This is a genomic window from Saccharothrix texasensis, assembly GCF_003752005.1.
In the GTDB taxonomy this organism is placed as follows: Bacteria; Actinomycetota; Actinomycetes; order Mycobacteriales; family Pseudonocardiaceae; genus Actinosynnema; species Actinosynnema texasense.
On the sequence record NZ_RJKM01000001.1, the window covers coordinates 8,170,490 to 8,197,239 of the forward strand.

18 protein-coding genes and 1 pseudogene are annotated in these 26,750 nt (G+C 69.4%); 10 read left to right on the forward strand and 9 right to left on the reverse strand.

What is annotated here, in order from left to right; genetic code table 11:
* The first annotated feature begins 511 nt into the window (after positions 1-511).
* Positions 512-1,030, forward strand: coding sequence for a hypothetical protein (locus tag EDD40_RS36755; protein WP_148089030.1), 519 nt, complete (start codon positions 512-514; stop codon positions 1,028-1,030).
* A 445-nt stretch (positions 1,031-1,475) separates the two neighbouring features.
* Here the strand turns inward: EDD40_RS36755 and EDD40_RS36760 are convergent, their stop codons facing one another.
* Positions 1,476-2,504 (reverse strand): hypothetical protein, encoded by a 1,029-nt coding sequence (locus tag EDD40_RS36760; RefSeq protein ID WP_148089031.1) that lies wholly within the window; start codon positions 2,502-2,504, stop codon positions 1,476-1,478.
* Positions 2,505-3,511: 1,007 nt separating this feature from the next.
* On the opposite strand from EDD40_RS36760, the gene EDD40_RS36765 reads away from it, so the two are divergent.
* Positions 3,512-3,955, forward strand: a complete 444-nt coding sequence (locus EDD40_RS36765; protein WP_123746953.1) for a DUF488 domain-containing protein — start codon at positions 3,512-3,514, stop codon at positions 3,953-3,955.
* Here the strand turns inward: EDD40_RS36765 and EDD40_RS36770 are convergent.
* Entirely contained in the window at positions 3,952-4,812 is an 861-nt protein-coding gene (locus tag EDD40_RS36770; protein WP_246038149.1) for a hypothetical protein, read from the reverse strand. The genes EDD40_RS36765 and EDD40_RS36770 overlap by 4 nt on opposite strands.
* Positions 4,813-4,916: 104 nt before the next feature.
* Here EDD40_RS36770 and EDD40_RS36775 point away from each other — a divergent pair, with 104 nt between their 5' ends.
* On the forward strand, positions 4,917-7,595 hold the full coding sequence (locus tag EDD40_RS36775) for an NACHT domain-containing protein (protein WP_123746954.1): 2,679 nt from the start codon (positions 4,917-4,919) through the stop codon (positions 7,593-7,595).
* 307 nt (positions 7,596-7,902) lie between these two features.
* Here EDD40_RS36775 and EDD40_RS44520 read toward each other — a convergent pair whose 3' ends face one another.
* Positions 7,903-8,871 (reverse strand): diacylglycerol/lipid kinase family protein, encoded by a 969-nt coding sequence (locus EDD40_RS44520; RefSeq protein ID WP_425471363.1) that lies wholly within the window; start codon positions 8,869-8,871, stop codon positions 7,903-7,905.
* Between the two features lie 141 nt (positions 8,872-9,012).
* On the opposite strand from EDD40_RS44520, the pseudogene EDD40_RS44930 reads away from it, so the two are divergent.
* A pseudogene (locus EDD40_RS44930) lies at positions 9,013-9,177 on the forward strand (transposase); the annotation flags it as partial.
* Positions 9,178-9,271: 94 nt separating this feature from the next.
* Here the strand turns inward: EDD40_RS44930 and EDD40_RS42150 are convergent.
* Positions 9,272-9,904 carry a GNAT family N-acetyltransferase gene (locus EDD40_RS42150; protein ID WP_170185335.1) on the reverse strand — a complete coding sequence of 211 codons (633 nt, stop codon included), beginning with the start codon at positions 9,902-9,904 and terminating at the stop codon, positions 9,272-9,274.
* Between the two features lie 441 nt (positions 9,905-10,345).
* On the opposite strand from EDD40_RS42150, the gene EDD40_RS36790 reads away from it, so the two are divergent.
* The 4 genes from EDD40_RS36790 to EDD40_RS42155 all read left to right on the forward strand — a co-directional run bounded on the left by EDD40_RS36790 (position 10,346) and on the right by EDD40_RS42155 (position 18,576).
* Positions 10,346-11,248, forward strand: coding sequence for a phosphatase PAP2 family protein (locus tag EDD40_RS36790; protein WP_123748558.1), 903 nt, complete (start codon positions 10,346-10,348; stop codon positions 11,246-11,248).
* 883 nt (positions 11,249-12,131) lie between these two features.
* Positions 12,132-16,430 carry a trypsin-like peptidase domain-containing protein gene (locus tag EDD40_RS36795; RefSeq protein ID WP_148089032.1) on the forward strand — a complete coding sequence of 1,433 codons (4,299 nt, stop codon included), beginning with the start codon at positions 12,132-12,134 and terminating at the stop codon, positions 16,428-16,430.
* A gap of 362 nt (positions 16,431-16,792) precedes the next feature.
* Complete coding sequence (locus tag EDD40_RS36800) at positions 16,793-17,761, forward strand: hypothetical protein (RefSeq protein WP_148089033.1); 969 nt, start codon at positions 16,793-16,795, stop codon at positions 17,759-17,761.
* Between the two features lie 119 nt (positions 17,762-17,880).
* A complete protein-coding gene (locus tag EDD40_RS42155) occupies positions 17,881-18,576 on the forward strand; it encodes a hypothetical protein (protein ID WP_170185336.1) in 696 nt (231 codons plus the stop codon).
* Positions 18,577-19,153: 577 nt separating this feature from the next.
* Here the strand turns inward: EDD40_RS42155 and wrbA are convergent.
* Positions 19,154-19,759, reverse strand: coding sequence for an NAD(P)H:quinone oxidoreductase (gene wrbA, locus EDD40_RS36810; RefSeq protein WP_123746959.1), 606 nt, complete (start codon positions 19,757-19,759; stop codon positions 19,154-19,156).
* Between the two features lie 744 nt (positions 19,760-20,503).
* Between wrbA and EDD40_RS36815 the strand changes: the two genes are divergently transcribed.
* Together EDD40_RS36815 and EDD40_RS36820 are read left to right on the forward strand one after the other, a co-directional pair.
* A complete protein-coding gene (locus EDD40_RS36815; protein WP_123746960.1) occupies positions 20,504-20,857 on the forward strand; it encodes a transposase in 354 nt (117 codons plus the stop codon).
* A gap of 93 nt (positions 20,858-20,950) precedes the next feature.
* On the forward strand, positions 20,951-21,391 hold the full coding sequence (locus EDD40_RS36820) for a hypothetical protein (RefSeq protein WP_123746961.1): 441 nt from the start codon (positions 20,951-20,953) through the stop codon (positions 21,389-21,391).
* A gap of 20 nt (positions 21,392-21,411) precedes the next feature.
* Here EDD40_RS36820 and EDD40_RS36825 read toward each other — a convergent pair whose 3' ends face one another.
* Genes EDD40_RS36825 through EDD40_RS36840 form a run of 4 tightly spaced genes read right to left on the reverse strand, consistent with a single transcriptional unit; the run spans position 21,412 to position 26,591 of the window.
* Positions 21,412-23,031: an ABC transporter ATP-binding protein gene (locus EDD40_RS36825; RefSeq protein ID WP_123746962.1), complete on the reverse strand. Its 1,620-nt coding sequence runs from the start codon at positions 23,029-23,031 to the stop codon at positions 21,412-21,414.
* Entirely contained in the window at positions 23,028-23,903 is an 876-nt protein-coding gene (locus EDD40_RS36830; protein ID WP_123746963.1) for an ABC transporter permease, read from the reverse strand. The genes EDD40_RS36825 and EDD40_RS36830 overlap by 4 nt, the downstream gene beginning before the upstream one ends.
* Positions 23,900-24,922, reverse strand: coding sequence for an ABC transporter permease (locus tag EDD40_RS36835; protein WP_123746964.1), 1,023 nt, complete (start codon positions 24,920-24,922; stop codon positions 23,900-23,902). The genes EDD40_RS36830 and EDD40_RS36835 overlap by 4 nt, the downstream gene beginning before the upstream one ends.
* A 46-nt stretch (positions 24,923-24,968) precedes the next feature.
* Positions 24,969-26,591: an ABC transporter substrate-binding protein gene (locus tag EDD40_RS36840; protein WP_123746965.1), complete on the reverse strand. Its 1,623-nt coding sequence runs from the start codon at positions 26,589-26,591 to the stop codon at positions 24,969-24,971.
* Between the last annotated feature and the right edge of the window lie 159 nt (positions 26,592-26,750).

Here is a 26,750-nt window from a genome sequence, read left to right on the forward strand (position 1 = left end):
GCGCAGAGGGCGTCGTACCTCGGACCTGCCGCACGGTGCCTGATGGTCGAGTGCTGTCCGCCCCTCGGCTCGACCTGTCTCCATCAGACGACTGCCGAACCAGCACCGTGTGCAACTCCGCAGTCACGTGACGTCGCCTGGTTGCCCGTATCCGGCACTGGCAGTAGCTGTTGGTCAACCCAGAGTGTTTCGCGTGAGAGGCGGAGATGCGTCGCACCGTCCAAGCATGTTCGACACCCAGTCCCGGAGGTGGTGGTCCGCTACGGAATAAGTGGTATCGCGACGTCATGTTCGGCCCGCATCAACGGATGATGGCCGGCCGCGGCTTGGTGGTCGTCGACACCGTCACCCCTCGCCGAGATGCCGGACGGTCGCGGCACGACGCATCTGCCGCACGACCCACCGGTCCTGTCCCTGTGTCCGGTCTCGGCGCCGGACGCGGGGGGTCTGCGGGCATCGGCGGGGTGTTCAACCAGGAATATTCGAAGCGAAGACAAAGGAGTCTGCTCGAATGACCTCACCTCTGTCATCCAGGATCGGTCGTGCCGCCGCAGTGGCGTTCGCGGCCGCCGCGACCACCCTGACCCTCACCGGTGGCGCGAGCGCCGACCCCACGGCGGCGTCGGTGGCGTTCAAGGCCGAGCACACCGACCGCTGCCTCAGCAGCTACACCGCCGGCCAGCTGGCCTGGCGCAACACTTCGCCGGTCCCGCCGCCACAACCCGTGACCGCGGTCAAGGTCACCGGCGAGGTGGCGCTGCGCGACATCACCCCGTGCGCACCGCCTGTCAACACCGTCGCGGTGGCCGTGTTCACCGCCTACAGCGGCCGCACCGTCGTCGACACCGAACGCCAGGGCACGACCAGCGCGACCAAGTTCGAGTTCGTGCTCACCGTGCCGCTCGTCCCGACCCCGGTCCCGGTGCCGATCGACCGCGTCACCGTCCAGGTCTGCCACACCACCATCACCCCCATCCCCGAACCCGCCCCCCTCACCTGCGGCGACATCTCCACCTACCCCATCGCCTGACCCGCACGGCGGGCGTCCGGCCGAGCGGCGGAGAGCAGAGCGGAACGACACGCCACCGATCGAGGGAACCGGATCACGAGGTAGATGCTCCTTGCTTCCGCTGCCAAGTCACGAAGGGCCCGTCTCCGCGAGGAGCTGCGAGACGGAATTTGAGGGACGCGTAGGACCGTGACCGTCACGGCACCACCGGAAAGATCTGGTTGATCGGCGCGACCCCCGCCGGTGGTGTCTGGCGGGGGTCGTGTCGATCGGGTTGCGGTGTCAGAGGCCGAGCAGGGGGAAGAGGACGGCCCCTGCGGCGCCGAGGATGCCTGCCGCGGTGCCGTTGACGATGCCGATGACGGAGTCGATCAAGCCGCCGACGATGACGATTCCCATGATGCCGTGCTCCTTCTGTTGGTGGTTCTGATGGGTAGAGCGCCCGGTGTGGTGTCACCGGGAGCGGTCAGCCGGTGCAGTTGGGGACCGCGGGAACGCTGCCGACGCAGTTGTTGGCCGTATTCGCGGTGATGGGTGCGTTGTTGGTCGTCATCGTTCCGCCTTGGCGGTGGACGCCGCCGGAGTTGCCCAGGCTCAAGAGCGCGTGGTTGTCGGTCACGGCGGTCTGGGTCAGGGTCGTGGCCGTGGAGGCGATCGCGGAGATGCCGCCACCCCGACCGGCGCTGTTGCCGGTGACGAACAACGGGCTGCCGGAGACACCGGTGACTGTCAACGTGCCGCGCAGGCCGTTGTAGATGCCACCGCCGTCGCCGAGCAGGGTCGTGTTGCCGGACACCGGACTGTTGGTGAAGGTCGCCGCGGGTGCGGTGCCGGACGGGGTGTCGGCGTTGGCCAGGCCGCCGCCGTTACCCGAAGCGGTGTTGCCGGTCAGGGTGCTCCCGGTGAGGGTGACCGCACCGCGGTTGAGGATGCCGCCGCCGTGGCCGAGCACGTTGCCGCGGGTGAACGCGACGCCGGTGCTGAGCGTCAGCCTGCCGGTCGGGGCGACCTCGGCGATCCGGAACAGACCCAGGCCCAGCAGTGAGGCGTTGGTGACGGTGGCCGGGCCGATCATCTCGATCGGGGTGGTGATCACCGGCAGCGCGTTGGACGCGCCACCGTGGGCCGTGGTCATGCCGTAGGTGCAGCCGCCGGCCAGGACGAGGGTGTCCGAGGTGGGGGTGGAGTTGGCCAGGTTCACCGCCGCGACCAGGGCAGTCTCACTGCACGCCACGGGGATGGTGATGGCCTGGGCCGCCGGAGTGAGGGCGAGCAGGCCCCCGGCCACGGCGGTGGCCCCGAACACTGCTTGGACGATCGTGCGGATACGGCGCATGAAGAATTCATTTCCTGAAACAGGATGGAGGCGGCCTGCGCGGCGCGCCAGTGCGACAAGATGCGAAGGGCGGGCGCAGGAGCCGGCATGAATCGAGCGGATTGGTGCCGTCATTCCCGCAAAAAACCTCGGTGTGCGATCCGCCTTCGTGGTCAACACGGAGGTATCACGTCACCGAGGTCCGGGGTAACAACCTCAACCTATACCCTCGACCGATTGATCGGTGTCCAAGTCGCCCGAATGGCCGTACGCGCTCGACTCTTCCGACCAACATCCAACCCGATGCTGCTGCAACCGACTCGAGGCGTCACGCGTCGGTACCGCTTCGGGAAACGCATGCTGCGGGCATCCGAATTCCCGGAGACGACACAGAGGGTGAAGTGCGAATTCGGCCACTCTGCAGTCGTGCCTGGTGGTGATCGGCCCGGGGCCTCGATGGGCGGCAGGGAGGTCGTGGTGGTGTCTTCGACGCTCGGTGGCCGTGGGTGGGTCCACGATCCGGGGGTGTCGGTTCGTCGGCTGCTCGCCCACCCGAATCCGACCGGTCGGTTGGTCGGGTGGACGGTCTGGAGTCGGTGCCCGAGTGGGCCGGCGATGGCCTAACGCGGTGGTGTCCGGCCATCGCCAGAGTTGATCCGTGCCGCGTTGCTGCTTGAGCACCGACGCCGCTTCCGCCCGAGGCGTCTGCCGCACCCGGTGAGGCGTTCGAAGTCTGAACCCTGCTGCCGGCCGCGTAGGACCGGGTAGGCGCGTTGCTGGTGACCTGGATGCATGGTCCCTGGTCCGATTGGCGGGTCGGCACCTCGATGAGCCCGTGGGAGGGGCGGTGGGAGCAAATCGGGAGCCGTTGGACGTTTTGAACGTCATTGATCCGCATTCAACGGCTCCCAATGGCAACGTTTCCCTGCGGTAATCGCGTTTCTGCTGATAGAAGTATTTTTCGGCTTCATTCACACCGAAGTGCTCTTCGAACCGCGCTCAACTTCGCTGAACGACGCGAAACCGCAGGTCAACAGCGGTGAACGGCATGGTGGCCGGACCGTGCTCAGAGTGAGCACTTCTGCGTCTCCGAAGAAGCACCCCGTGCTCTTGGGGAGCGCGTGGCTGGTGGCTGTGCAGGGGCTGGTCGGTGTTCGTGGTTGCAGAGGGTGTGGCAGAGTCGGACTGTGCGAGAGGCTTTGGGTGTGGTGGGTGTCGGGTACGAGGGCCTGGACGTGGAGGGCTTCGTGTCCCGGCTGGCCGACCTCGGCGTGCACGTCCTGGCGGACGTCCGGTTGACGCCGATCTCGCGCAAGCGCGGCTTCAGCAAGCGTGCGTTGGCCGAGGCGGTGTCCGGGGCCGGGGTGGAGTACCTGCACCTGCGCGAGTTGGGCAACCCGAAGGACAACAGGCCGGGGTTTGCCGGTGACGACGTGGCGTTGTCGCGGGCTCGCGGGCGGTACGCGGACCTGCTGGATGTGGGGGCCGCGGATAGTGCTCTGGACCGGCTGGCGGTGCTGGCGGGGGAGCGGCGGGTGGCGGTGATGTGCTTCGAGGCCGACGAGGAGCGCTGTCACCGGCACGTGGTGCTGGAGGCGGTTCGTGCCCGTCTGGATCAGGTGTCGGTCTAGCGTGTGGGCCAGTAGACGCCCAGGACGCTGAAGGTGCGCGGGCTCTTGGCCTGGTTGCCGACGTAGAAGACCGTGTCCCGGTCTGGCGCGCACATCTGGTCGAGGTACTTGGCTCGTAGCTCGCGGGCGAGGTCCTCGTCGTTGTGGTGCTTCAGCTTGCGTTGCAGGGCGACGAACTCCCAGTCGAGGATGCCTTGGCGGTGGCCGTTGCAGCGTGGTGTGCAGCGGTAGCGGTACCAGCCCTGGAACCGCGGCGGCTGCAGTGCGGTCCGGGCACCGCCGGTGAGGTCGAGTTGACCGACGTAGCGGTCGATCTTGCGCTGGTCCTCGGGGCTCCATCCCGGATGGGGTTTGATGTCGATGCCGAGGATCCGGTCGGGGCGAACGGCGGCCAGGGATGGCGCGGCGGAGTTCGCGTGGACCGCTTCGCGGATCGTGCACATGGATGCGTCGACGTAGGGCTCGATCTCGACACGTCGTCGTGTCCACGGCTTGAGGTGGTCCACGGTGTGCGCGCTGGTGATGTCCGGGCGCCAACTCTCGGTGCGGAAGTCGCCTCGGGCGGGCTTGGCCCGCAGGGACACGATGTCGTACTTCTTGAAGGTGTGCGGGCTGTCGAGTTCGCGGAAGTTGATCGGGTACAGGCGTACCCAGCCGGGCGCGTCGAAATCCAGGCGGATACCGGCCACGCACACCGTCTCGCCGTAGGTCTCCGACGGGTTGGGCGCTGCCTTGACGGTGATCAGCACCCGCATTTGTTGCCAGCCGTCCCCGACGGGTTTGGCGGTGGGAGCGTCGTCCGGTCCGAACAGCAGTCCTTGGCTCACGGCACCCCCGGCAATGTGACAAGCGGTCACCACGATCGAGTGTGGCCTCGGTGAACGTGCAAGTCATTCCTCCGGTCGTGTGCAGACGGTGAGAGTGTGGTCCTGCTGCGGCTTCGACGGGCTTGGATGGGTCCATGTCCGTCGAAGCCGCCCTGATCGCGCTGGGCACGGTTGCCGTCCGCACCGCCACCAAGTTGTGGCTGGGCGATCACAAGATCGCCGCGGAGGTCGGCGGCGCCGCGGTCGACCACCTGTCCGGCCAACTGACCAGGGAACGCGATCGGCGCAAGTTCGCGCGGCTCCTGGACAACTTCGCCGACGCCGTGGTTGACCGGATCGAGCCCATCATCGACGCGGAGTTCCGCGCGCTCCCGGAGCACGAGCGGCTGGCCGCGATCGACGCCGTCCGCGACACGTTCGACGAGGTAGACCTCGATGACGACGACCTGTTCGCGGCCGACCTCGACGCAGGCCACCTGGACCGGGCGATCCGCCGCCGCGTGCCGGCGCGGAGCGCACTGCTGTCGGCGGACGGCACGGCGTTGCACGACCTGTTGCTGCGCGAGTGCTGCGGCTACGTCATCGAGATCTCCCGCGGCCTGCCCGCGTTCTCCGCGAACGCCTTGACCGAGCTACTGCGCCGGGACCGCGAGATGCTCGACGGCATCCGTGAGGTCCTGGCCCGCCTGCCGCAGCGCGACCGCACAGACGGGTTCGACTACGACTACCGGCAGCTCGTCGCGCGCAAGCTCGACCACGTCGAGATGTTCGGCGTGACGCTGGCCGACGCGAGCCGGCGCTACCCGCTGTCGGTCGCCTACATCAGCGTCATGGCCTCCGCCGACGAGCTCAGCCCCATCCACCGGGTCGAGGAGCTGCTAGCCGGTGCGCGGCGGGTGTTCATCCGGGGCGAGGCCGGGCTCGGGAAGACGACGCTGTTGCAGTGGGTCGCGGTGCGCAGCGCGTTGAGCGACTTCCCCGACCGGCTGGCCGACTGGAACGGGACGGTGCCGTTCTTCATTCCGCTGCGGCGCTACGCGGGCCGCGACCTGCCCGCGCCGGAGCGGTTCCTGGACGAGGTCGGCAAGTACGTCGCGGGCGAGATGCCGCACGGCTGGATGCAGCGCAAACTACGCGACGGCAGCGCGTTGTTGTTGGTCGACGGCGTGGACGAGTTGGCGGCTGGCCGCCGCGACGAGGCGCGCACGTGGCTGCGCGACCTGGTCGGCGCGTTTCCGCTGGCGCGGGTGATCGTCACGTCCCGGCCTGGCGCCGCGCCTTCGCAGTGGCTGGATGACGCGCGGTTCTCGGTGCTGGACCTGCAGCCGATGAGCCGGGCCGACGTCCGGCTGTTCGTGACGCGGTGGCACGACGCGATGCGGTTGGGATGCATCGACGACGAGTCGCGCCAGGCGCTCGACGACTATGAGACCGGGTTGCTCGAACTACTGGACACCCGTGGCCACCTGCGCAAGCTCGCCGGGTACCCGCTGCTGTGCGCGTTGTTGTGCGCCCTGCACCGGGACCGGCGTGCCACGCTGCCCACCAACCGGATGGAGCTGTACGAGGTGGCGTTGCAGATGCTGCTGGAGCGGCGCGACGTCGAGCGCAAGATCGGCGCGATCGAAGGGCTGGGCCGGACCGAGAAGGTGTTGTTGCTGGCCGACCTGGCGTACTGGCTCATTCGCAACGGCTACACGGACGTCGACGTGCCGCGGGCGCTCTACCGCATCTCTCAGCGGCTGCACCTGATGCCCCAGGTCCGGGCGGGCAACCAGGATGTCTATCGGCACCTGCTGGAACGCTCGGGGCTGCTGCGCGAGCCGGTCGATGGCCGGGTCGACTTCATCCACCGCACGTTCCAGGAGTACCTGGCCGCCCAGGACGCCATGAACACCGATGACGTGGGCACGGTGGTGCAGCACGCCCACCTGGACCAGTGGCACGAGGTGGTCGTGATGGCGGTCGGCCATGCGTCGCAGACGCAGCGCGAGGAGCTGTTGGGGCGACTGCTCGAACGGGGCGATCTGAACCTGCTGGTGCTGGCGTCATTGGAGACCGCGCCCGAGCTGAGCGGGTCGCTGCGGCGGGAGATCCAGCTGAACACGGCACGGCTGCTGCCGCCGTCGTCCATCAACAAGGCGAAGGCGATCGCGGCGGCGGGCCCGTTCGTGCTCGACCTGCTGGCGGACTGCCAACCACAGACCGTCGACGAGGTGACGGCGACGATTCGGGCGTTGGCCGAGACGCGGATCGAGGAGGCGTTGCCGGTCATCGCACGGTTCGCCTCCGATCCCCGGCCCCGGGTGTTCGAGGAGGTCCTGCGGTGCATGGCCTTCTTCGACGTCCGGGAGTACGGCGAGGCGGTGTTGGCGAAGTCGACCCTGCCGCGCCTGCTCGTGGACAGCGAAGTCGCGCTGACCGCGGTGAAGTACATGGGCTCGCTGAAACAGGTCCACCTGCCGCACCCCGGCCAAGGCTGGTCATCGGCGGTCCGCTACGAATTGCCCGACCAGGTGTCGAACCTGAGGATCTCCGGGTGGCCGGAGGAGCACCTGGCGTCGATCAGGACAAGGTTGCGCCTGGCGAACCTCAGCATCATCGAGATGGACCTGGGGGACCTCCGTTCGCTCGAGTTCGCGGAGTCGGTCGTGGAGCTGCGGATCGAGGGTGGCTCGCTGCGGTCGTTCGCCGGCGTCGAGAGGTGGGCGGACTCGCTGAAGAAGGTGTCCGTGGTGGGTTACGGGTCGGTCGACCCGGGCCTGCTGGACGACCTCAGGATCGCGATGCCGCACGTGACCGTGTTCCCGTGACCGCCACCGCAGTGGTGCGGCGCGCCAGTTGGCCGCTGACCCTGTGCTTGCCGAATATGTCGTCCGTGCACGTCAGGTGGCGTGGTGGCACTCGTTGAGGATGCCCCCCAGTCGTTGGCGGATGTCGAGGTGGGTGAGGCTGCTTGGTCGGTGGCGGGTGGCGGCTGCGGATCCAGCGTCGGCTCCGGCATGCTCACTACGCGCAGGTCGTCACGCTCGCGCAACAACCGCACCAGCACTTTCGCGGTCGCCCGGAATGCCGGTCACAGCCGGCGACCGGACAGCTTTCGGGACGGGGTCGGCGAGTTCATGCCGGCACCTTGACGACGAGCGCTCCGGGGTCCACCTCGACCTTCAGCGTCCTGGTCGTGCCGCAGACTTCTCCGTCGACCTCGAACGGCTTGGTGCGGTTGCTGCGCAACTCCAGGCGTCGGAACCGGAACCGTTCCACCGCCGGTCCGTCCACCCGGCGGGAACCGATCAGCCGTCCCGCCGTGACGAGCCAACCCCTGGTGTGCACGTCGCGCAGCAACGCCAGGTCCAGGAGCCCGTCGGCGGGATCAGCCTCCGGCAGGAGGGAAACCCCGCCCTGCAGAGCGCCGATGTTGCCGACGACCGCCCCCAGGACGCGGCGGGTCAGCCACGGGCCGTCGTCCAACCGTACCGCCACCCGACTGGCGCCCGACCTCAGACCCTTGAGGACCGCTGGTAGGTATGCGGGCCATCCCAGGAGGCGCTTCATCCTGGGCGAGGTGTCGCGGACCATCTCCGCGTCCAGGCCGATCCCGCCCATGCCGATGAACGGGCGTCCGTCCAGCAGACCCATGTCGACGCGGCGGTCCACCCCGTCGAACGCCGACGCGACGGCGTCTTCCACCGCGCTGCCGATCCCCAGGTTCCGGGCCACGAGGTTGCCCGTGCCGATCGGCACGATGCCCATCGCCACCCCGGTGTGCGCCAATCCGGCGGCCACCGCGTTGACCGTGCCGTCTCCGCCACACGCCAGGACCAGGTGCGGGTGGTCGCGCAGGGCGAGTGCCGTCACCCCTGTCCCGGCATCGTCACGGGTGGTCTCGAACCACCGCGGCTCGCACCAGCCGCGGTCCCGGGCGGTGTGGGATACCAGGTCCCGAAATCCGGAGTGCTCCACTACGGCGACCGGGTGAACGACCACCGCCACACGAAGCCCGTCACGCCATGGATCCACCCGAACCGCCTTCACGAGGTCGACACCGGACCGGATGCCCTGCGACAGGCGAACGTACACGTGGGTCACGACACGCGAAGCGCTGCAGACCCGGCCGGGCCGATCAGAGCCACGCCCGCGTCGCCGGCGCGAACGCGGCAGGTGCCACAGGGGTGTCCGACCGGCTCCTGAGCATTGCTCTACCAGCGGCGATGACTTTCGAGCGGCACAGGACTCGCCCGGCGTGATCAGCGCGGAAAGGAGGGTTGCACCCGCGTGGACTGTTGCTGGATGGCGAATGTGCCAGTCGATGCAGCCCATGGCCGAACGCCTCGGTGTCGATCATCAACAGGTGCAGCAGTTCGTTACGACCCGACCTGGGATCACTTCGAGGTCCATGACGAGGTTCCCCGGCGGCTTGGATGATCCAGGACGCGGTCGGGTGTGCGGTGGCGCCGACGACGTGGTCACCGCGGCTGCCGTCGGGCGGTCACTGGTGCGGGCTCGGTTCCGGGTTTCGTGGGCTGCGCCAGACCGGTTGGAGACGAGGTCCGTTCGGCAGGGTTATCGGGTCGCCGAGGCGGGGGAACCCGGTGCGCTCGTACAGCGCCAGGCTTCTCGGTGAGGTCGCCTCGGCGTAGAAGCCGACGGCCTCGGCGTCGCACCAGGCCGCGAAGCCGGCCATCAGTGCCCGGCCCCTGCCCTGGCCCTGCGCCTCGGGCCTGGTGCCGATGTAGGTGCAGTAGAGGTGTGGCGGCAGGCCGCGACGGTGTTGTCCCAGCAGTCGCGTCAGCGTTCCCACGGCGTCGGCCCGGTCACGCAGCCCTGGGCGGTCGAGGGCACTGTCCTCGGCGGATTCGCCGTGCCAGCCGGGCGGGTACGCCAGGTAGGCGCACTCGTAGTCGGGCGAGGTCATCACGAGTCCGCCGTGGCCGGCGGTCGACTCGACGATCGCCTGGAGGAACTCCTTTGAGCGGTGCGGGCGTGTCGCCCGGTCCGGGAACAGCCACGCGAACAGCGGGTCGTCACGGAACGCACCCGTCAGGGTCGCCACCAGCTGGGGGTGCTCATCACCGTCGGCTCGACCCAGCGGCAGTCCCGGTTCCCGTTCCGCGACGTTCACGGGTTCATCGCGGTGGTCAAGGCCCATGCCGGGGGAGGTGCCCCGCACCCGGGCGACCAAACTCGGGCACCGGTCCACGAGCAGGATTGCAACCAAACGTGTACCCGCCGGCACGGACGGACGCGGTCTCCGTGCCCGACGACCTCGCCGAGAACGGCCGGCAGACGCGCCGCCGCCGACTTCCCCGATCGCGCCGCCTCTGGGGGCGCCGGGAGCGGATCGTGGGGGCACGGGTCCGAACCTCGCGCTACCCGAGCCGCAGCGGCCTGGGCACGACTCGCACCGAGGATTGGACGGGCCCTTCCGTAGCTGTGACCGGTCTTCCCCCGAGACAGGGGTACCGTCCGGTAATCGCCCTCGTCCGCGGCGTGGCCACACCGGGCGGTGGGCGCCGGCCCGCTCCATGATGGACCTCTGATCGTCGTGGTGGAGGGTGTGGGCGTGGCATCGGAGGAAGAGTCCGACCGCCGACCGGAGCAGGTCGCGGCACCGATCCGGTCCCGGCGGTGGGCGGTGATCGCGGTCGCGGCTTTCGGGGTGGCGGCGCTGGTCTACGTGCTGGCCGTGTGGACCGCGACGGGTCAGGCGCTGGAGAACGCCGCGTTGCGCGGCGCGGACCAGGTCGACTCGGCCGAGGCCGGTGAGGCGTGGCGGGCGCTGGACGAGATCACCGTGTACTCGCTGGCGGTGGCCGTGGCGCTGATCGCGTTGGTCGGCGTGCTGCGGCGGCGGTGGGACCTCGCGGCCGCGGCGGTCGGTGTCGTGGTGCTCGGCCAGGTCGTCGTCCAGGGCCTCAAGCGGTTCGTGCTCGTGCGGCCCCCGTTGGTGGAGGTGACCGGCGACTACACCCACAACAGCCTGCCCAGCGGGCACACCGCGATCGCCATGACCGTGCTGTTCGCCGCCGTGATCGTCGCGCCCCACCGGTGGCGCGGTGTGGTGATGCTGCTCCTGCTGCCGTGGGCGGTGGGCATCGGTCAGTACACGCTCACCGCGAAGTGGCACCGGCTCAGCGACACCCTCGCAGCCGACGCGATCGCCCTGGCCCTGGCCGCGCTCGCGTCGTGGTGGCTCGTGCGCCGCGGAGCGTTGCACCGCTACGAGGGCCGTCGCCGGGTCGGCCGGGCCGTCATCGGGGCGATCGCCGCGATGTCCGCCGTGGTCGGGCTGGTCCTGGGCGGTGTCCTGTGGGGCGTGCCGCTCGCCCGCGCCGGCCTGGCCGGCGCGGTGCGTGACCACGACTACGAGTGGGACGTCCACCTCGGTGCCGGGTCGTTCGCCTCGGCCGGGTCGCTCATCGCGGCTCTGGTGTTCCTGGCCTCCTGGCGACGGTTGGCGACCTGACCGCACACCGGTATGGGCAGGTCGGCAATCGTCGCCGACCGGAATGCCCTGCGGCGTATCGACGTGCAGCCCGATGACTTTGCGAGCGGTACAGGCATCACCTTGGCGTGCGTCGACTCTATAATTTCAGTGTAGACTGAATAATCTGTCGTCGGCAGCTACCGGGATCGCGCCCGTGAATTTCTATTACGGGGTCGGCGGTCCGCAGATCGCCCGGGAGCGGGGAGTGCGTGGGAGCAGAATGGGAGCCGTCGGACGCGTTTATTTTAAGTGTCCGCAGATACGCGCATCTCGAGCCAGTCCACGACCTGACTGTCGATGATATGCACACGTATCACGTGCTTGTCGGGTCTGTGGCAGTATTGATGCATGGTTGCGACCGGGAGAACAAGGTCGTCGATCTGACGGTGGAGCCAGGGCCCTATGCGGCGGAGGGTGTGTCGATCGCTCGTGGTGGTCGGATCGACCCGGTTACCGAATGCCGATCATCAATGAGTCTGGTGCAGCGCATGGTTGCCAGGCCTGCGGGGCGAGAAGTCCTGGGACGAAGAGTGGTAACTGGATCGGCGATCGCGTCCCGGCCAGTAAGTTGGTGCCCGAGGGGCCGTCCGTCGCGTACTCTCAGTCTTGTATAAGTAAATTCTATTGATGGTGGCGGACCGGGCGAAGCACTGATCTGTGTCTATCGGGGTGGCCTAATGCCCGGTCCGACGAGCGGGCCGGGTCGACGGCGTCCTCGCGGAACCGCTCGGGGTACTTCGACTTGCCTGACACGGCGACATCCCTCCCCAGACCGCTGTCTGGGGTCAGGGTGTCCGGTTCACGGGGACAACCTCACGGCGATGTGCTTGCCAAGCCAACGCGACTTGACGAGTATCGACAGGTGGCCAGGAGACCCGATGGGGCAAAGGCAGTCACGGTCAATACGGTGACGGGCCATGGTTCAGGGCCGGTGGTGCAAGCCGGGTATGTGGCCGGCGGAATCCACATTCACTACTCCTCCGCAGCGCAGCACGGTGTCCGCAGTACGGCGGCCAGGTTGGCTCAGCGGCCGCCGTGGCTGGCCCGGCTGAGCCGACAGGACGGCAGTGGCATCGGGGTTGGTCTGCTCATCGACGACCGCCACGTGCTCACCTGTGCCCATGTGGCAGGCGGGCTGTTGGGCCAACCCGCGGGCACCGGCACCATTCCGCAGGGCGAGGTGGTGGTGGACTTCCCGTTCGCCGATCCGCCTGTTCGCCGCCGCGCGACCATCGTCAGCTGGCAGCCGATCGAGCCGGACTCGTCCGGAAACGCCGCGTCGCTGCGCCTGACGGAAACGGTTGAGCTCATCCCAGCACCGTTGAAGGCGCCGTCCTCGCCTCAAGGCCACACCTTCTCCACGCACGGGTTTTCGCCGGACACGTCGACGGCACACGTGATTCGCGGCAAGGTGGGCAGTTTCGACGGTCCGGGTGGTGTGTGGGTCCAGGCTGAGGCGGACGGCGCGGCGGAATGGTCACCCGCACCGGGGTTCTCCGGTGCGCCGGTGTTCGATCATGAGGTCGATGCCGTGATCGGCATCATGGTCGTGCGCGATGGCCAACGCCATGCGCATGTGCTGCCGCTGACGTACTTGCGTGATCTGGTGCCGTTGCTGGCAGATCAGATCGGCTGGCGCCTGGATCTGGACCCGCGCCTGAAAACCCACTGGCTCCCTCGGGCCCGAGGCTCCGAGGTAGAGTCCGATTCGAGTGCCTGGTTCTTCACCGGTAGGCATGTCGCTCGCCAGGTGATCTGCGATTGGCTCTCTGCTCCCAGTTCCGGCGCACTCGTGGTGACCGGTGGCCCGGGTTCCGGAAAATCAGCTCTGCTGGCGCACCTCTTGGTCTCGGCTGACCGCGTCCTCGGTGCGGCAGTGCCGACAGATGGTCCGCGACCACCGCGCGGCGCGTTCGATGTCGGAGTCCTGGCGACTGGTCTCACCTGCGTTGATGTGGTGCACCGACTGGCCGATGCGGCAGGGCTTGATGCCGGAGAACCACTGGAACTCCTGGTCGGGCTCCGTGAACGGGTGCAGACGGGACATCGGCCGCTCAGCGTCGTGGTCGACGCGGTGGAAGAGGCCGTCACCGTTGACGAAGCGCGGCACATCGCCGCACTGCTGCGCGACCTCGCCGACACGCGCGCGGTACGGGTTCTCGCCGCTGTGCGGACAGCACCCGCCGGTAGCGAGCGGGCTCGCATCCTGGCGGCGTTCGGCGGCACCGCTCAGCGAATCGACCTGGAGTCCGGCTCGTACCTGCGGAATCAGGACGTCGTCGACTACGTGACCAGCCGGTTGACCGGCGACGGGGATCTCACCCGATACCGCGACCTCCCTCGTGGGGAGCTGGCGGCGATCAGCGAAGCGGTGGCCGACAAAGCCCGGTCCAACTTCCTCGTCGCCCAGTTGGTCACCCGCTGGCTGACGTCTCTCTCCGCTCCTCCAGTCGCTCTGGACGATTTCCCGGAAACCATCGGCCAGGCCATGGACAGGTATCTGGACAGCTGCGGTCCGGATACCGAGCTGACCCGTCGCCTGCTCACCGCGCTTGCCTTCGCCCACGGTGACGGCCTGTCCCGAGACAGCACCTGGCTCACCGTTGCGAATGCCCTGCACCACGGCCATGCGCATACCGAAGCCCAACTGGAGGCGGTGTTCCAGAGCACCGCGAACTACCTGATGGAACGCGTCGACGGCAATTCCGGGCAGCCCCGCTACCGGCTCTACCACCAGGCACTCGACGAGTACCTCCGTGACCAATGTCCCAACCACGCGCCGCACCAGGCCATCACCACCGCGCTCATCGACGCGCTACCGCTGCGAGCCCGGCACCGCGACTGGGGTGCCACCGACCCATACCCGCGCACCCACCTCGCCACGCACGCGGCCGAAGCGGGACTGCTCGACGATCTGCTGACCGATCCCGGTTTCCTGCTGCACGCCGAGCCGGACCAGTTGCGAGCCGCGCTGGCGTACACGGCAACCGATCACGGGCAGCGCGCCGCGGTCGTCTACCGGATGTCCTTTCACCAACATCGCGACCTCCCGCCCAGCGCGCGATGCCGCATCCTCGCACTCGACGCCGCGCGACTCGGCATGCGGGACCTGCAGCGCCGATTCGACGCCGTGCGGGATGTCCTGGAACTTCCCGAGCTGGAATGGCGGATCCGCTTCGCCACCGGGAGCATCCGGCCGAAGGCGACGATGGCCACGCTCACCGGTCATACCGGATACGTCAACGCCGTCGCCGTGACCGAGGTCGATGGTCGCCCGGTCGCCGTCACCGGCGATTTCGCCTCACACGGCAGGAGTGGCGGGACGCTGCGACTGTGGGATCTGGTCGAGCAACGACAGATCGGCCGGCCACTCATCGGGAACGTGGACGGCGTACACGCGATCGCGACGACCGAACTGGCGGGTCGCCCTGTCGCGCTCACCTGCGGCAGCGGAGCCTATGACGGTGACGGGACGGTGCTGTTGTGGGATCTGGTCGAGCAGCGGCTGATCGGCAGGCCGCTCAGTGGGCACCGAGGTGGCATCCGGGCGATCGCGGTGGCCGAACTGGACGGACGCCGCATTGCCGTCACCGCAGGCGACGACCACCTGGTCCGGATGTGGGACCTGGTCGAGCAGCGGCTGATCGGCAGGCCGCTCCAGGGTCACACCATGCAGATCAGTGCGATCGCGGTGGCGGAGCACAACGGCCGGCTCGTCGGCGTGACCGGGAGCCTCGACGGAACCGTGCGCGTATGGGACCTGACTGAGCGAAAACCGATCGGCGACCTCGGAACGCATGGTGGAGCCATCTACGCGGTGGCGATGGTGAAGGTGGCCGGACGTCTGGTCGTCGTCACCGGTGGTGACGAGGAACCACTGAGAATGTGGGACCTGGCGGAGCGACAGGAACTGTCCAGCCCGATCACCGGTCACCCGGCAGGCGTCACCGCGGTCAGGGTGACCGAGTGGCAGGGCAGGCCCGTCGCCATCACGGTCGGCAGTGGCTCCGACGAACGAACGATTCGTGTGGTGGACCTGGTCGACCGCGTCCAGATCGGGCCGCCGCTGACCGGCCACGCGAAGCAGGTCAAGGACCTCGCGGTGGCCGAGCTGCACGGCAGGCCCGCCGTGATCACCTGTGTCTTCGACAGGTCGGTCTACCTCTGGGACTTGACCGAGCGGGGCGAGACCGGTCGACCTGTCGTCGGCCACGACGCCGATATCGAGGCAGTGGCGGTGGCAGAAGGAGACAACGGTTGCTTCGTTGTCACCAGCAGTCCCTTCGACGACTCGGATGATGAGGAGCCCGCCGTCACGGTGCGGGTGTGGGATCCGGTCTCGCAGGGGCAAGTCGGCTCGCTACCCGCCCGTTCCGAGGGCGCCCGCGCCAGGTCGAGTCAGTACCACGTCATCGGGGTAGCCGAGCTTGGCGGTCGTCCCGTCGCGTTGCTCAGCGGTCATTACACCGATCTCTGCATGTGGGACCTGGCCGACTTGGCGCCGGTGGGTAGCATCTGGACGGACCGCGGCTACAGCATCAGGACAATCGAGGCAACCGAGATCGACGGTCGCCCGGTCGTCGTCACCAGCTGCCACGACGGTGCGGTGCGGCTCTGGGATCTGAAGGCCGGTGAACAGATCGGCGAACCGCTCATCGCCCACGCCGACGACATCTCCGCCTTGGCGGTGACCACGATGGACGCGCGCACCGTGGCGGTGACCGGTGGGTTGGACAGAACCGTGCGGGTCTGGGACCTGGCCGCGCGCCAGGAGATCGGCAGGCTCGTCGGCCACCGCACGTACATAGTGGCGGCCGCGACGGCCGAGCTGGACGGTCGACCTGTCGTGGTCACCAGTGATCAGGAGACCGCACGGGTGTGGGACCTGGCACAGCAACGGCAGATCGGGCAGCTGTCCACGGGGCGCGATACGTACACCACGCACATCGCGATCGCCAAGATCGGCCACCGACACGTCGTAGTGACCGGTGACTCTGACGACACTGTGCGGACATGGGACCTCGGCACGGGCGTCTGCCTTGACGAGTTGGCGATGCCCGCGTCCATCGAATGCCTGTCCCTCGGTCAGCGGGGAACTCTGGCGGTCGCCTTCGGACCTGATGTGGCGATCTTCTCTCCGTCCCTCCGGGACAGATATTGAGTCGAAGGTGTTCGGTCGTGGGCGCTTGGAACGACGCTCGTGATAAGCGACCTGCGGTGACTTTCGAGCGGCACGGGACGATAGGCCGCAATTCGGCGGACAACGGGGCGGCCCGGGGCGTTGTCGAGTATTCGTGCCGGTCGGATATCGCTGCGCGGGCCGGCTGGGCGTTCTGCGATCGAGGGTTATTCGGGTTCTGCCGTGCTTGCCGGGGTTGATATCGTCTGAAGTGTCGGTCAGGTGGCACCGGGGGAGTCATGGATCCGGATGAGTTGGCACAATTCACGTTCGAGGTTCTCGCGGCGAAGAATTCGCTCAGGCGAAGTCGGGAACATCTGCACGACATCGTGGAGTCGCGGCTCGTGGACGACTTGGGTGACGCGTCGTCCTGGGCGGTGTTCGCGGCCGACGGACGGGTGGCTCGTGAGCTCACAGCCGCCTTGGCGGAGCAACTCCGGCGTGACGAGCGCTTCGCCGCGCGGGTCGAGGACCTGGCGCATCGCGCGCTGTGGCGTCGGCGGCTGGTGCCACGCCGCGATGTGCTGCTCGGTCTCGGGCTCGCGGTCGTCGGCGGTGCCACCGGTGCGGTCTTCGCTCCGTTCGGCGAGCCGAGGGCTCAGGAGAACGTCAAGCAGGCGGAGGAGGAGAAGGCACGCGTCAAGGGCGTGCTCGTGGCCAAAGTGGAGCGCCAGGTCCGGGTGGACGACGCGTTCGGCTGGGCGTTCGCCGATCCGCTGTCGGATGCCCAGGTGCAGGACTTGCTGAAGGTCGAGGGTGGGCCTGAACTCGGGCCGCTCACCAGCGGCGCGCGGCCGGTCCACATCGCGTCCAATTCGTTCGGAGAGCCGTACAACTTCACCAGGACCAGGATGACAGTCGTCAACCACTGGCCGAAACCGGTGCTGATCACCGATGTCAAGGCCAAGGTGAAGCGGACGGCGCCGTTGTCCGGCGCGCTGGTGTGGGCGGGCGCGCAAGGCGGTGTCCCGGTGATCGACCTGACCTTCGACCTGGAGGAGGACGAGCCGAGGGCGCGGACCGCCAACGCGGACGGCTCGCTCGGCGATCCCTGGACCTACGGCGAGAACGTAGAACTGGAACCCGGTCAGACCCAGCCGTTCAACGTCGTCGGACGTGCCACGACGTCATGCTGCGAGTGGTACCTGGAGATCCACGCGGAGGTCGGCGGGGAGCAGCAGGTCTTCGAGGCGAGGGATGCGAACGGGCCGCTGGTGACCACGGCGTTCGCCGACCGCTACCGACAGCGCTTCAGCTATCAGATCAACGGCGGCACGTGGGTGGAACGCGGCGAGGGCGGGATGTTCCGGTGAAGGCCGGCGTGCGGAGAACCCTCATCGCGGTCGTCTGCTTCGCCGCCGGCTTCTTCGTGAGCCACGCGCTGCGGTGGGAGGCGGAACCCGCCGTGTCGCCGCCCGCGTCGTGGACCACGGTGCCCGCGCGGGAGCCGCGGATCGACGTCGGCATCGCGCCCGGCGCCCTCGACGCCGACGCGGGATGGGTGCTGATGGCTTCGGAGGACCTCGCCCGCGCTACACCGCCCGATGACGTGGTCGACTGCCGCGGGCTGCGGGAGTGGGCATTGCGCGAAGGTGCGTTGCCGGTCGGCGACGCACCGCACACGATCGGGATCACGGCGAACTACCGGACCACCGTCGAGAGCGTGCAGGTCCATGTCGTGTCGGACCCCGCGCCGTACACGGGCGGAACGCCGAGCGTGCGGCTGGTGTGCCTGCCGCGCCCCGACGCCGACCTCCCGTTTCCCGAATCCGACGCGGCGCGGATCAAAGCCGGCGGCGGAACCGGCTTGCCGTTCAGCCGGGTCCCGGAGCGGGTGGCCCTGCCCGGTCCGCACGAGGTGACACCTCGGTCTCCGGCGGAAGTGGAGGTCGTGGTCGACCTGACGGGGACACCCGGGCCGTTCGCCTACCGCATCGGGATCGACGTGGTGGAACAGAACGAACTCCGTCGATTCCCCATGACCGAACCGATGTTCGCCACCGAGGACGGCGGCGGAATGGGCTACTGGCCGGCGACCGCCACTTGGACGATGAGCCCCGATCGCACCCGCACCTACTGCGAACCCGTGACCAACCCGGCTCCTGACGCGAAGCCGACGTGCGCATGACCGCGTTCGTCGGAAGCGCAGTGAGCATGCCGCACTCCGCTGCCGGATGTGAGGCCGCTGTCGTCGGCGGATGTCGAGTCGGGTGACGGCTGCTTCGTCGGTGGCTGCCTGGGCGCGGAGGAACCGTCGCCAGGAGGTGTCGGTGTCGGGCTGGGGTGCGGGCGGTATCCGCAGGCGCTTGAGCACGCGGCGCACGGTCGAGGCGGCTGTCCGATGGCCGAGGGTGAGCAGTTCGCCCTGGATCCCGCGGTAGCCCCAGCCGGGGTTCTCCCGGGCCATCCGCTCGATCATCGCCACGATGGTGCCGCAGCCAGTCGGGCCGGCGTCGCATCAGCACAGCGCGGTCGGCCCGGTTCCACCGCGGGCGAGGGGTGGTCCGGCGCGGCACGGGGGCTTCGTGCCGCAGCACCGGCGACTCCCACGTCCTTGGCCTCCGATGACCGGTCGAGCAGGACCGACCAGCCGACGACCCGGACGGGTTGTCGACAGGTGCCGCGCATCGCAGGGGACAACTGCGGCACGACGTTGTCGAGGGCCGTCCGCGGGGTGGAGCCTGGGCGCGATGCTCCTGCCGGAGCTAGGCGGTCAGGCCCTTCTTCAGAGCGCGGGCGATGCGCACGGCGCGGCGGGTCTGGAAGGTCACCGCGGCCAGTTCCACCTGGCCGGGTGGGGTCTGGCCGTTGTTGGAGACGTGGCTCGTGCCGTAGGGATTACCGGCCTGGAACTGGATCGGGTCGGCGTAGCCGGGTGGCACGATGACGCAGCCCCAGTGGTAGAAGGTGTTGTTCAGCGCGGTGATGGTGGTTTCCTGGCCGCCGTGCGCGGTGCCCGCCGAGGTGAACGAGGTCGCCACCTTGTCGACCAGTTTGCCCTGCGCCCAGAGCGGGCCGGTGGAGTCGATGAACTGCTTCAGCTGCGCCGTCGGCAGACCGTACCGGGTGGGCGTGCCGAAGATGAGCAGGTCGGCCCACTCCAGGTCGTCCAAGGTCGCCTCGGGGACGTCCTGGGTCTGCCTGACGTGGGCAGCCCAGCCCTCGTTGCTGGCGATGGCCTCGTCCGGCGCCAGCTCGCGCACCTTCCGCAGCCGCACCTCCCCCTCGGCCGCCTCGGCCGCGGCTCGGGCCATCGCGTGCACGCTGCCTGTGGCGGAGTAGTAGATGACGGCGATCTTGAGGTCGGACATCGAGCTCTCCCGTGCTGTCGACGACTATCGCGGTGGTGTACCCAGTCGGCAGCGGTGTGTGCGCCGACATCACCCCTTGGTGGTCCGACAACCCCGGAGTGGGTGGGTTCCCAGAGTCGGCCACATGGTCTGACCTGCGCTTCAGTCGGCTGCGGGTCCGGTAGGGCAATTTCTTCGTATGCGGGTGCGCACTCTGCGGTGTCGAGGTTGTGTACCGCGGCGGGGTGTTGTCGGGTCTCGGGTGGTGGTCAGCCGGGGCGCCTTCGCGCCTCGGCTCTCCGCACGCCGCTCTCGGCGAGCACGACCATGCCCACGCCGCTTGGCGCAAAGCCCTGGCGATGTACCGGCAGCAAGGCCGTGAATCAGACGCCGAAAAGGGTGCTGCGGCAACTCGACGCCCTCGACCACGCGGAGACACCGACCTCAGCGGGGGGCACCGTAACCCGCCCAACGCAACGCTCCTGCACCCCAGCTCCCGCGTCACGGGCACGAAGTGAGTGCGGCAGGTGCTCTACCCCGCCGGGTGGGAACCGCGGCTCGTCGGCGGCGACTCCTCCACGGCCGGCTCGCGCACCGTGGGCCGGAGCTCAGGTCGGAGGTGTCGGAGACCGGACCGTCCCGAGCCGGTCGTCGGGTGGTCCGCGCACCGTCGATCCCGGGCGCCGGGCAAGCGCGCCCTGGCTGGGCCGGGGAGCGCGAACAGTCGTTACGCTGTGTCGAGACGGTGATGACGGAAGGGCGGTCATGGTGTTCGAGCGGAAGTACAGCGACGAGGTGCGCAACGCCGCTGTCCGCCGCGTCGTCGAGCGCCGTCAGGCCGAGCCGGGCAACCGGTCGATCCTGCGCGAGGTGGCCGAGGAGTTCGAGGTCGGCGAGCAGTCCCTGCGGATCTGGGTGAAGCGGCTGGACGACGGGATGTTCAGCGTGGGCGAGGCGGCCAGGCTGCGGCAGGCGCCGCGGGAGCGGCTGCTGGCCCGCATCGCGGAGCTGGAGGCTGAACTGGAGTCCGCGCACGTCCGGATCGGGTCGATGGAGGAGGAGATCGAGGTGCTGAAGAAGGCCTCGGTGATCTTCGCCGCGGAGTTGGCGAAGCGGTGACCGGTCCCGCGGTGTCCAAATAGCGGTACGGCTCGGGTCCGAAGGGGTCGTTGGCGCACACTGGACACGCGACCTCGCGCTCTCGGAGGGCAGATGACCGGGTACGACTACATCAGCGCCATCACCGGCTGCACGACCGACGTCGGCGGACGGTTCGCCGTCCGCGGACCGGCGTTCGAGCTGCTCGCGGACGGCTCGGTGGCCTCGGGTGGTCCCGGCAGGGCGCCCGGGCCGCTCGACCTGCTGGTCTCCGCGCTCGTGGTCAACCTCCTCAACGTGCTGCGCTCCGACGGCGACCCCGACGGGGACAACCCCGGCACGCGGGCGGTGAACGTGCGCGCTCGCACGTCCCGCTACACCCCGAACCGGCTCAAGGTGGGCCGGGTGCTGGTCGAGGTGCTCGTGGACGGGTTGGCCGAGCCGGATGTCGAACTGCTGCTGGAGCAGTACCGCGCGGGGTGCCGGGTGCTGCCCGCCGTGTCGACGGTGCTGGACGTGGACATCCGCGCTGTGGTGCCCGCCCCGGCCGGTTGAACCAGCCGGCCGGGACGGGGTCACGCGGCCAGCAACGCCTGCGTGTAGTCGTGCTGTGGCGCCAGGATCACCTGTGACGCGGGCCCGTGCTCCACGATGCGTCCGGCGCGCATGACGGCCACGTGCCGCGCTACGTCCGCGACCACCGCCAGGTCGTGGGTGACCAGGAAGTACGTCAGGTTCAGCTCGCCCTGCAGCTCGACGAGCAGGTCCAGCACGCGTGCCTGGACGGTGGCGTCCAAAGCGGACACCGGTTCGTCCAGGACGAGCAGTTCGGGTCGCGGCGCCAGTGCTCTGGCGATGGCGACGCGCTGCCGTTGGCCTCCCGACAGCTCGTCCGGTTTGCGGTCCTCATAGGACTGGGGCAGGCGCACCAGGTCGAGGAGTTCGCGCACGCGGGCGTGGCGTTCGGCGCGGGTGCCGGTCCGGAAGGAGTCCAGCGGCTCGCTGATGATGTCGCGCAGGGACATCCGGGGGTTCAGCGACTCGAACGGGCTCTGGTACACCACCTGCACGTCGCGGCGCAGCGCGCGCAGTTCGGCGCGCCGCAGCAGCGGCACGTCACGGCCGAGGACCCGCACCACGCCCCGGTCGGGGCGTTCCAGGCCGAGGATCAGCCGGCTGGTGGTCGTCTTGCCCGAGCCGGATTCGCCGACCAGCGCGAACGTCGTGCCGCGCGGCACGACCAGGGAGACGTCGTCGACGGCCTGGGTGCCGCGCTTGGCGGTGCCGAACCGCTTGGCCACCGATACCAGCTCGATCGCCGGCGGTGCGGCGGGCTCACCCGACACCGCCTGGTTCGGCCGCCGCACGTAGGCCTCCGCGATGCCCAGCACGCGGCCCCGCGACACCCGGGCGGAACTCGCCAGCAGGGTGCGGGTGTAGTCGTGCCCCGGGTTGGCGAAGACCTCGCCGATCGGACCGGCCTCGACGACCTCGCCGCGGTGCAGCACGACCGCCGTCTGGGCGTGGCGACCGGCCAGGGCGAGGTCGTGGGTGATGAGCACGACCGTGGTGCCGTGCTTGGCGCGTGCGGTGTGGATGGCGCGCAGCACCTCCCGGCCGACGAGCACGTCCAGTGCGCTCGTCGGCTCGTCGGCGATCACCAGCGCGGGTCGCTGGGAGAAGGCGATGGCCACCAGCACCCGTTGGCGCATGCCGCCGGACAGCTCGTGCGGGTAGCGCGCGGTCAGCGCGTCCGGGTCGTCGAACCCCAGGTCGAGCAGGTCCTGCCGGATCCGGGCGGCGACCTCGTCCGGTGACAGGGTGGAGCGGGCCAGCGCGAACGCCTCGCGCAGCTGGGCGCCGACCGTCTTGGTCGGGTTGAGGGAGGCGATCGGGTCCTGCGGCACGAACCCGATGTGCCGGCCGCGCAGCCCGCGGAAGGCCTTGTCGCCGCGCCGGAGCACGTCCTCGCCGGCGAACTCGACGCGACCGCCCACGATGTGCCCGTTGTGCGGCAGCAGGCGCACGACCGCGTGGGCGAGGGTGCTCTTGCCGGAGCCGGACTCGCCGATCACCGCGGTCACCTGGCCCTCGGGGATCTCCAGGGACACCGAGTCGAGCGCGGTGTCCACGGCGCCGTCGCGCGCGTGCCGGTAGGTGACCGTGAGGTCGGTGATGCGGACGAGCGGTGTCATGCGCGGTCCTCCTGGAACAGGTAGGCGATGCGGCTGAGCAGCACGACCACGGAGGTCAGCGCCAGGCCGGGGACGATGGCGACCCACCAGGCGTGCGCCAGGTACTTCTGGCCGCCCGCGATCAGCACGCCCCATTCCGCCGACGGTGGCGCCTCGCCGAAGCCGAGGTAGCTCAGCGAGCCGATGGCCAGCATGGCCAGGCCGAAGTGCAGCGCGGTGTAGGACAGCACTGGGTGCAGGATGCTCGGGACCACGTGCCGGGTGATCACCCGCAGGGGACCGGCGCCGCAGGTGCGGGCCGCCTCGACGTAGGTCAGCGTGCCGGACCGGACCACGCAGCCGCGGATCAGCCGGGCGAAACCGGTGGCCTCGCCGACGCCGATGGCGATCGCCGCCACGAACGCGCCGCGGCCGTAGGTGGTGATCACCGCCAGGGCGAGCAGCACGCCCGGGATGGCCATCACCGCCTCGGTGAGGATGCCGAGCCCGCGGTCGAGCAGGCCACCGGGCCGCAGCCCGGACAGCACGCCGACCACGGCGCCGCCGACCAGGGCCACCGCGACCGCGAGCACCGAGGAGAACAGGGAGATCCGCAGGCCGTGCACGACCCGGGAGAACAGGTCGCGGCCGATCTCGTCGGTGCCGAACCAGAAGTCGACGCCGGGAGGGGTGAACGGCAGTCCGTCGAGCTCGTAGGGGTCGTGCCAGGTCACCAGGCCGGGGAAGAGCGCGACGAGCACCAGCGACGCGAACAGCGCCAGCAGGACGTGCAGCTCACGGATCCGCCGCCGACGCGGGTGCCGGAGGGGGGCTGAGGCGCCCGGCGACGTGGGGAGGGGTTCGACGACGGTGGTGGCGATGGTGTCGGTCACGCCCGGACCTCCGAGGCAACGGCGCTCGCCGCACGGCGGCGCAGACGTGGGTCGAGCAGCACGTACCCGATGTCGACCAGGGCGTTGACGGCCACGTAGGCGACCGCCAGCACCACGACCAGGCCGAGCACGACGGTCAGGTCGACCGCCTTGACCGAGTCGACCATCAGCCTGCCGAGCCCGACGCGGGAGAACACCACCTCGACCACGACCGTGCCCCCGAGCAGCTGCCCGACCCGCAGGCCGAACACCGCCAGGAAGGGGAACGACGCGTTGCGCAGGCAGTGCCGGTAGAGGGTGTGGAGGCGACCGGCGCCCTTGGCCGGCGCGGTGACGGCCGCGTAGGTGGCGCCCAGTTCGGCGCGCAGGCCGCTGATCAGCACCTGCGCGAACTGCGCGGCGCCGAGCAGCGCCAGCACCGCCGTGGGCAGCACCAGCGAGGCGAACCCCTGGCTGCCGTTGGACGGGAACCAGCCCAGCGTCAGGGAGAAGAAGTAGATGAACAGGATGCCGACCCAGAACACCGGCAGGCTCACGTAGGCCGACGGCACCAGCGAAGCCAGGGAGCGGACCGCACGCGCGCGCGGGTTGACGGCGAGCACGGCGAGGAGGAAGCCGAGCGGCACCGAGAGCGCCAGCGACGCGAGGGCCAGCGTGATCGTGTTCGGCAGCACCTCGCCGAGCAGGGTCGTGACCGGCTGCTCGGTGATCAGGGAGTGGCCGAGGTCGCCGCGCACGAGCCCCGCCAATCCGCTCAGGTACTGGGTCCACAGGCTGTCGGACAGCCCGATCTCGTCCCGCAGGAGGTCCAGGTCGAGGTCGGCGACGTCGGCCGAGCCGATGGTGTCGGTGGTGCCGACACGGGCCAGCACGGCGTCGCCTGGCAGCACGAACAACAGGAAGAAGGATGCGGAGTACGCCGTGAAGACCACCGCGACGGCGTGCGCGAGCTTGGCGCCCACGACGCGGGCGAGGTCGCGCGCGGCGCCGGCGCGAGTGGACGGGACTGGTTCGCTCATCGTTGGCTCCCAACGGGTCGGGGCCGTCGGCGACGGCCCCGGCCGGTCACTGCTGGTCGATCCAGGCGTCGCCGAGCCACGGGATGTGCGTGGCCTCCAGCAGCGGCAGGTGCGTGCTGTTGCGGTAGGCGAGCGGCTGGATGAAGTCGTAGAGCGGGATGTAGTAGGCCTCGTCGAGGACGATCTCCGAGGCGCGCGTGGCGAGCGCCTTGCGCGCGGCGATGTCCGGCTCGGCCAGGATCTGGTCGAAGACCTCGTCCAGCTCCTCGTCCAGGCCGCCGTAGGTGGAGCGCAGCACGTCGGCGTCGGGGCGGGTGCCCGAGCCCCACGAGAACGAGTAGTTGCCGGACTGCAGGCGCTGGTTGAGCTCCGCCTGGGTGAGGCTGCCGAACTTCAGCTCCACGCCGATGGCCTTCCACTGCGACTGGACCACGGCGATGTTCGGCTCGTGCGAGATGGTGGACGGGCTGTAGACCAGCTCGAGGGACAGCCGCGCGCCGGCCTTGGCGCGCACACCGTCGGCGCCCCGCCGCCAGCCGGCTTCGTCGAGCAGGCGTTCCGCCGCCGCGACGTCGGTCCTGATCTTGTCGGACTGGTCGGTGAAGTACGGGTTGCTCGCGGTGTAGGCGCCCTTGGGCGCGATGTCGATCGCCGAGGCGCGCTTGAGCACGGCGTCGCGGTCGACGGCCAGGGCCAGTGCGCGGCGGACCCGCACGTCGTCCAGTCCCGGCACGTCGGTGTTGGCGGCGAACCCGAGCGCCGAGCCCGGCAGCGGCTCCCGCCGGATGGTGATGTCCCGGCTGGTGGAGAACTCGGTCTTGTCCGCCGGTTCGGTGTTGTGCAGCAGGTCGAGGCCGCCGGAGCGCAGTTCGGCCGCGGCGATGCTGTTGTCCTGGATGTTGCGCACCTCGATCTTGTCGAGGTAGGGGGCTCCCCGGTTCGCCGCGGGCTCGGGCGCCCAGGCGTAGTCGTCCCGGCGGACGAGGGTGTAGCCCTCCTCGCCGCGACTCTCGGCCGCCACGAACGGCCCGGAGCCGATGATGCCGAGTCCTTCCTGGCGCTTCTCGAACGGCAGTCGGGCGGTGGCGGGCGCCACGACGCCGAGCACGGTGCTGGACACCGCCTGGAGGAACGACGAGTTCGGCTTGACGAGGTCGAACACGACCGTGTGGGGGTCGGGTGTGGTGATCTGCGCGAGCGCGCCGATCCACTGGTTGGCGACGGCGTACTTGGCGCCACCGTCGCGCAGCGCCTGGTAGCTCAGCCGGACGGCGGTGGCGTCGAACTTCTCGCCGTTGCTGAAGGTGACGTCCTGGCGGAGGGTGAACGCGTACCGCGTGGCGTTGTCGTTGACCTCCCACTTCGTGGCGAGCCAGGGCGCGAACGTGCCGTCCGGGTTGTTGAACACCAGGGAGTCGACCAGGCCGCGCAACGGCACGGCCAGGCCGTAGCCGGTCGTGGTCGCGGGGTCGAGCGACTTGCCGCCGCCGGCCGCCCGGTACTTCAGCACGCCACCCTTGACCGGCGTGCTGCTCACGGTCTGCACGCCGCCGCCCGCCGCGGCGCAGCCGGACAGGACGAGACCGGCTGATGTGAACAGGGCGAGCGCCGCGGTGGCGCGTCGGGGGAGCCGGACGCGGCCGGTCGCGTCGCGGAGGTGCCGCTTCATCGTTGGTGACCCACTCTCGTCTCGAGCACGTGCGCCGTCCGCAGTCGGCGTGTGCGCCAGAACGTTAGAGCTGTCGTCGGGTGTAGTGGATGGTGTCTCGCTATATGAAACTTCTACGTCGAAGTGCTGGCCCGTCCTAGTCTGTGGCGGGCACTCGCC

Coding starts and splice junctions, on each gene's coding strand:
- EDD40_RS36755 (WP_148089030.1), top strand. CDS start 512: ATGACCTCACCTCTGTCATCCAGGATCGGTCGTGCCGCCGCAGTGGCG.
- EDD40_RS36775 (WP_123746954.1), top strand. CDS start 4,917: ATGTCCGTCGAAGCCGCCCTGATCGCGCTGGGCACGGTTGCCGTCCGC.
- wrbA (WP_123746959.1), bottom strand. CDS start 19,759: ATGTCCGACCTCAAGATCGCCGTCATCTACTACTCCGCCACAGGCAGC.
- EDD40_RS36815 (WP_123746960.1), top strand. CDS start 20,504: ATGGTGTTCGAGCGGAAGTACAGCGACGAGGTGCGCAACGCCGCTGTC.
- EDD40_RS36820 (WP_123746961.1), top strand. CDS start 20,951: ATGACCGGGTACGACTACATCAGCGCCATCACCGGCTGCACGACCGAC.
- EDD40_RS36825 (WP_123746962.1), bottom strand. CDS start 23,031: ATGACACCGCTCGTCCGCATCACCGACCTCACGGTCACCTACCGGCAC.
- EDD40_RS36835 (WP_123746964.1), bottom strand. CDS start 24,922: ATGAGCGAACCAGTCCCGTCCACTCGCGCCGGCGCCGCGCGCGACCTC.
- EDD40_RS36840 (WP_123746965.1), bottom strand. CDS start 26,591: ATGAAGCGGCACCTCCGCGACGCGACCGGCCGCGTCCGGCTCCCCCGA.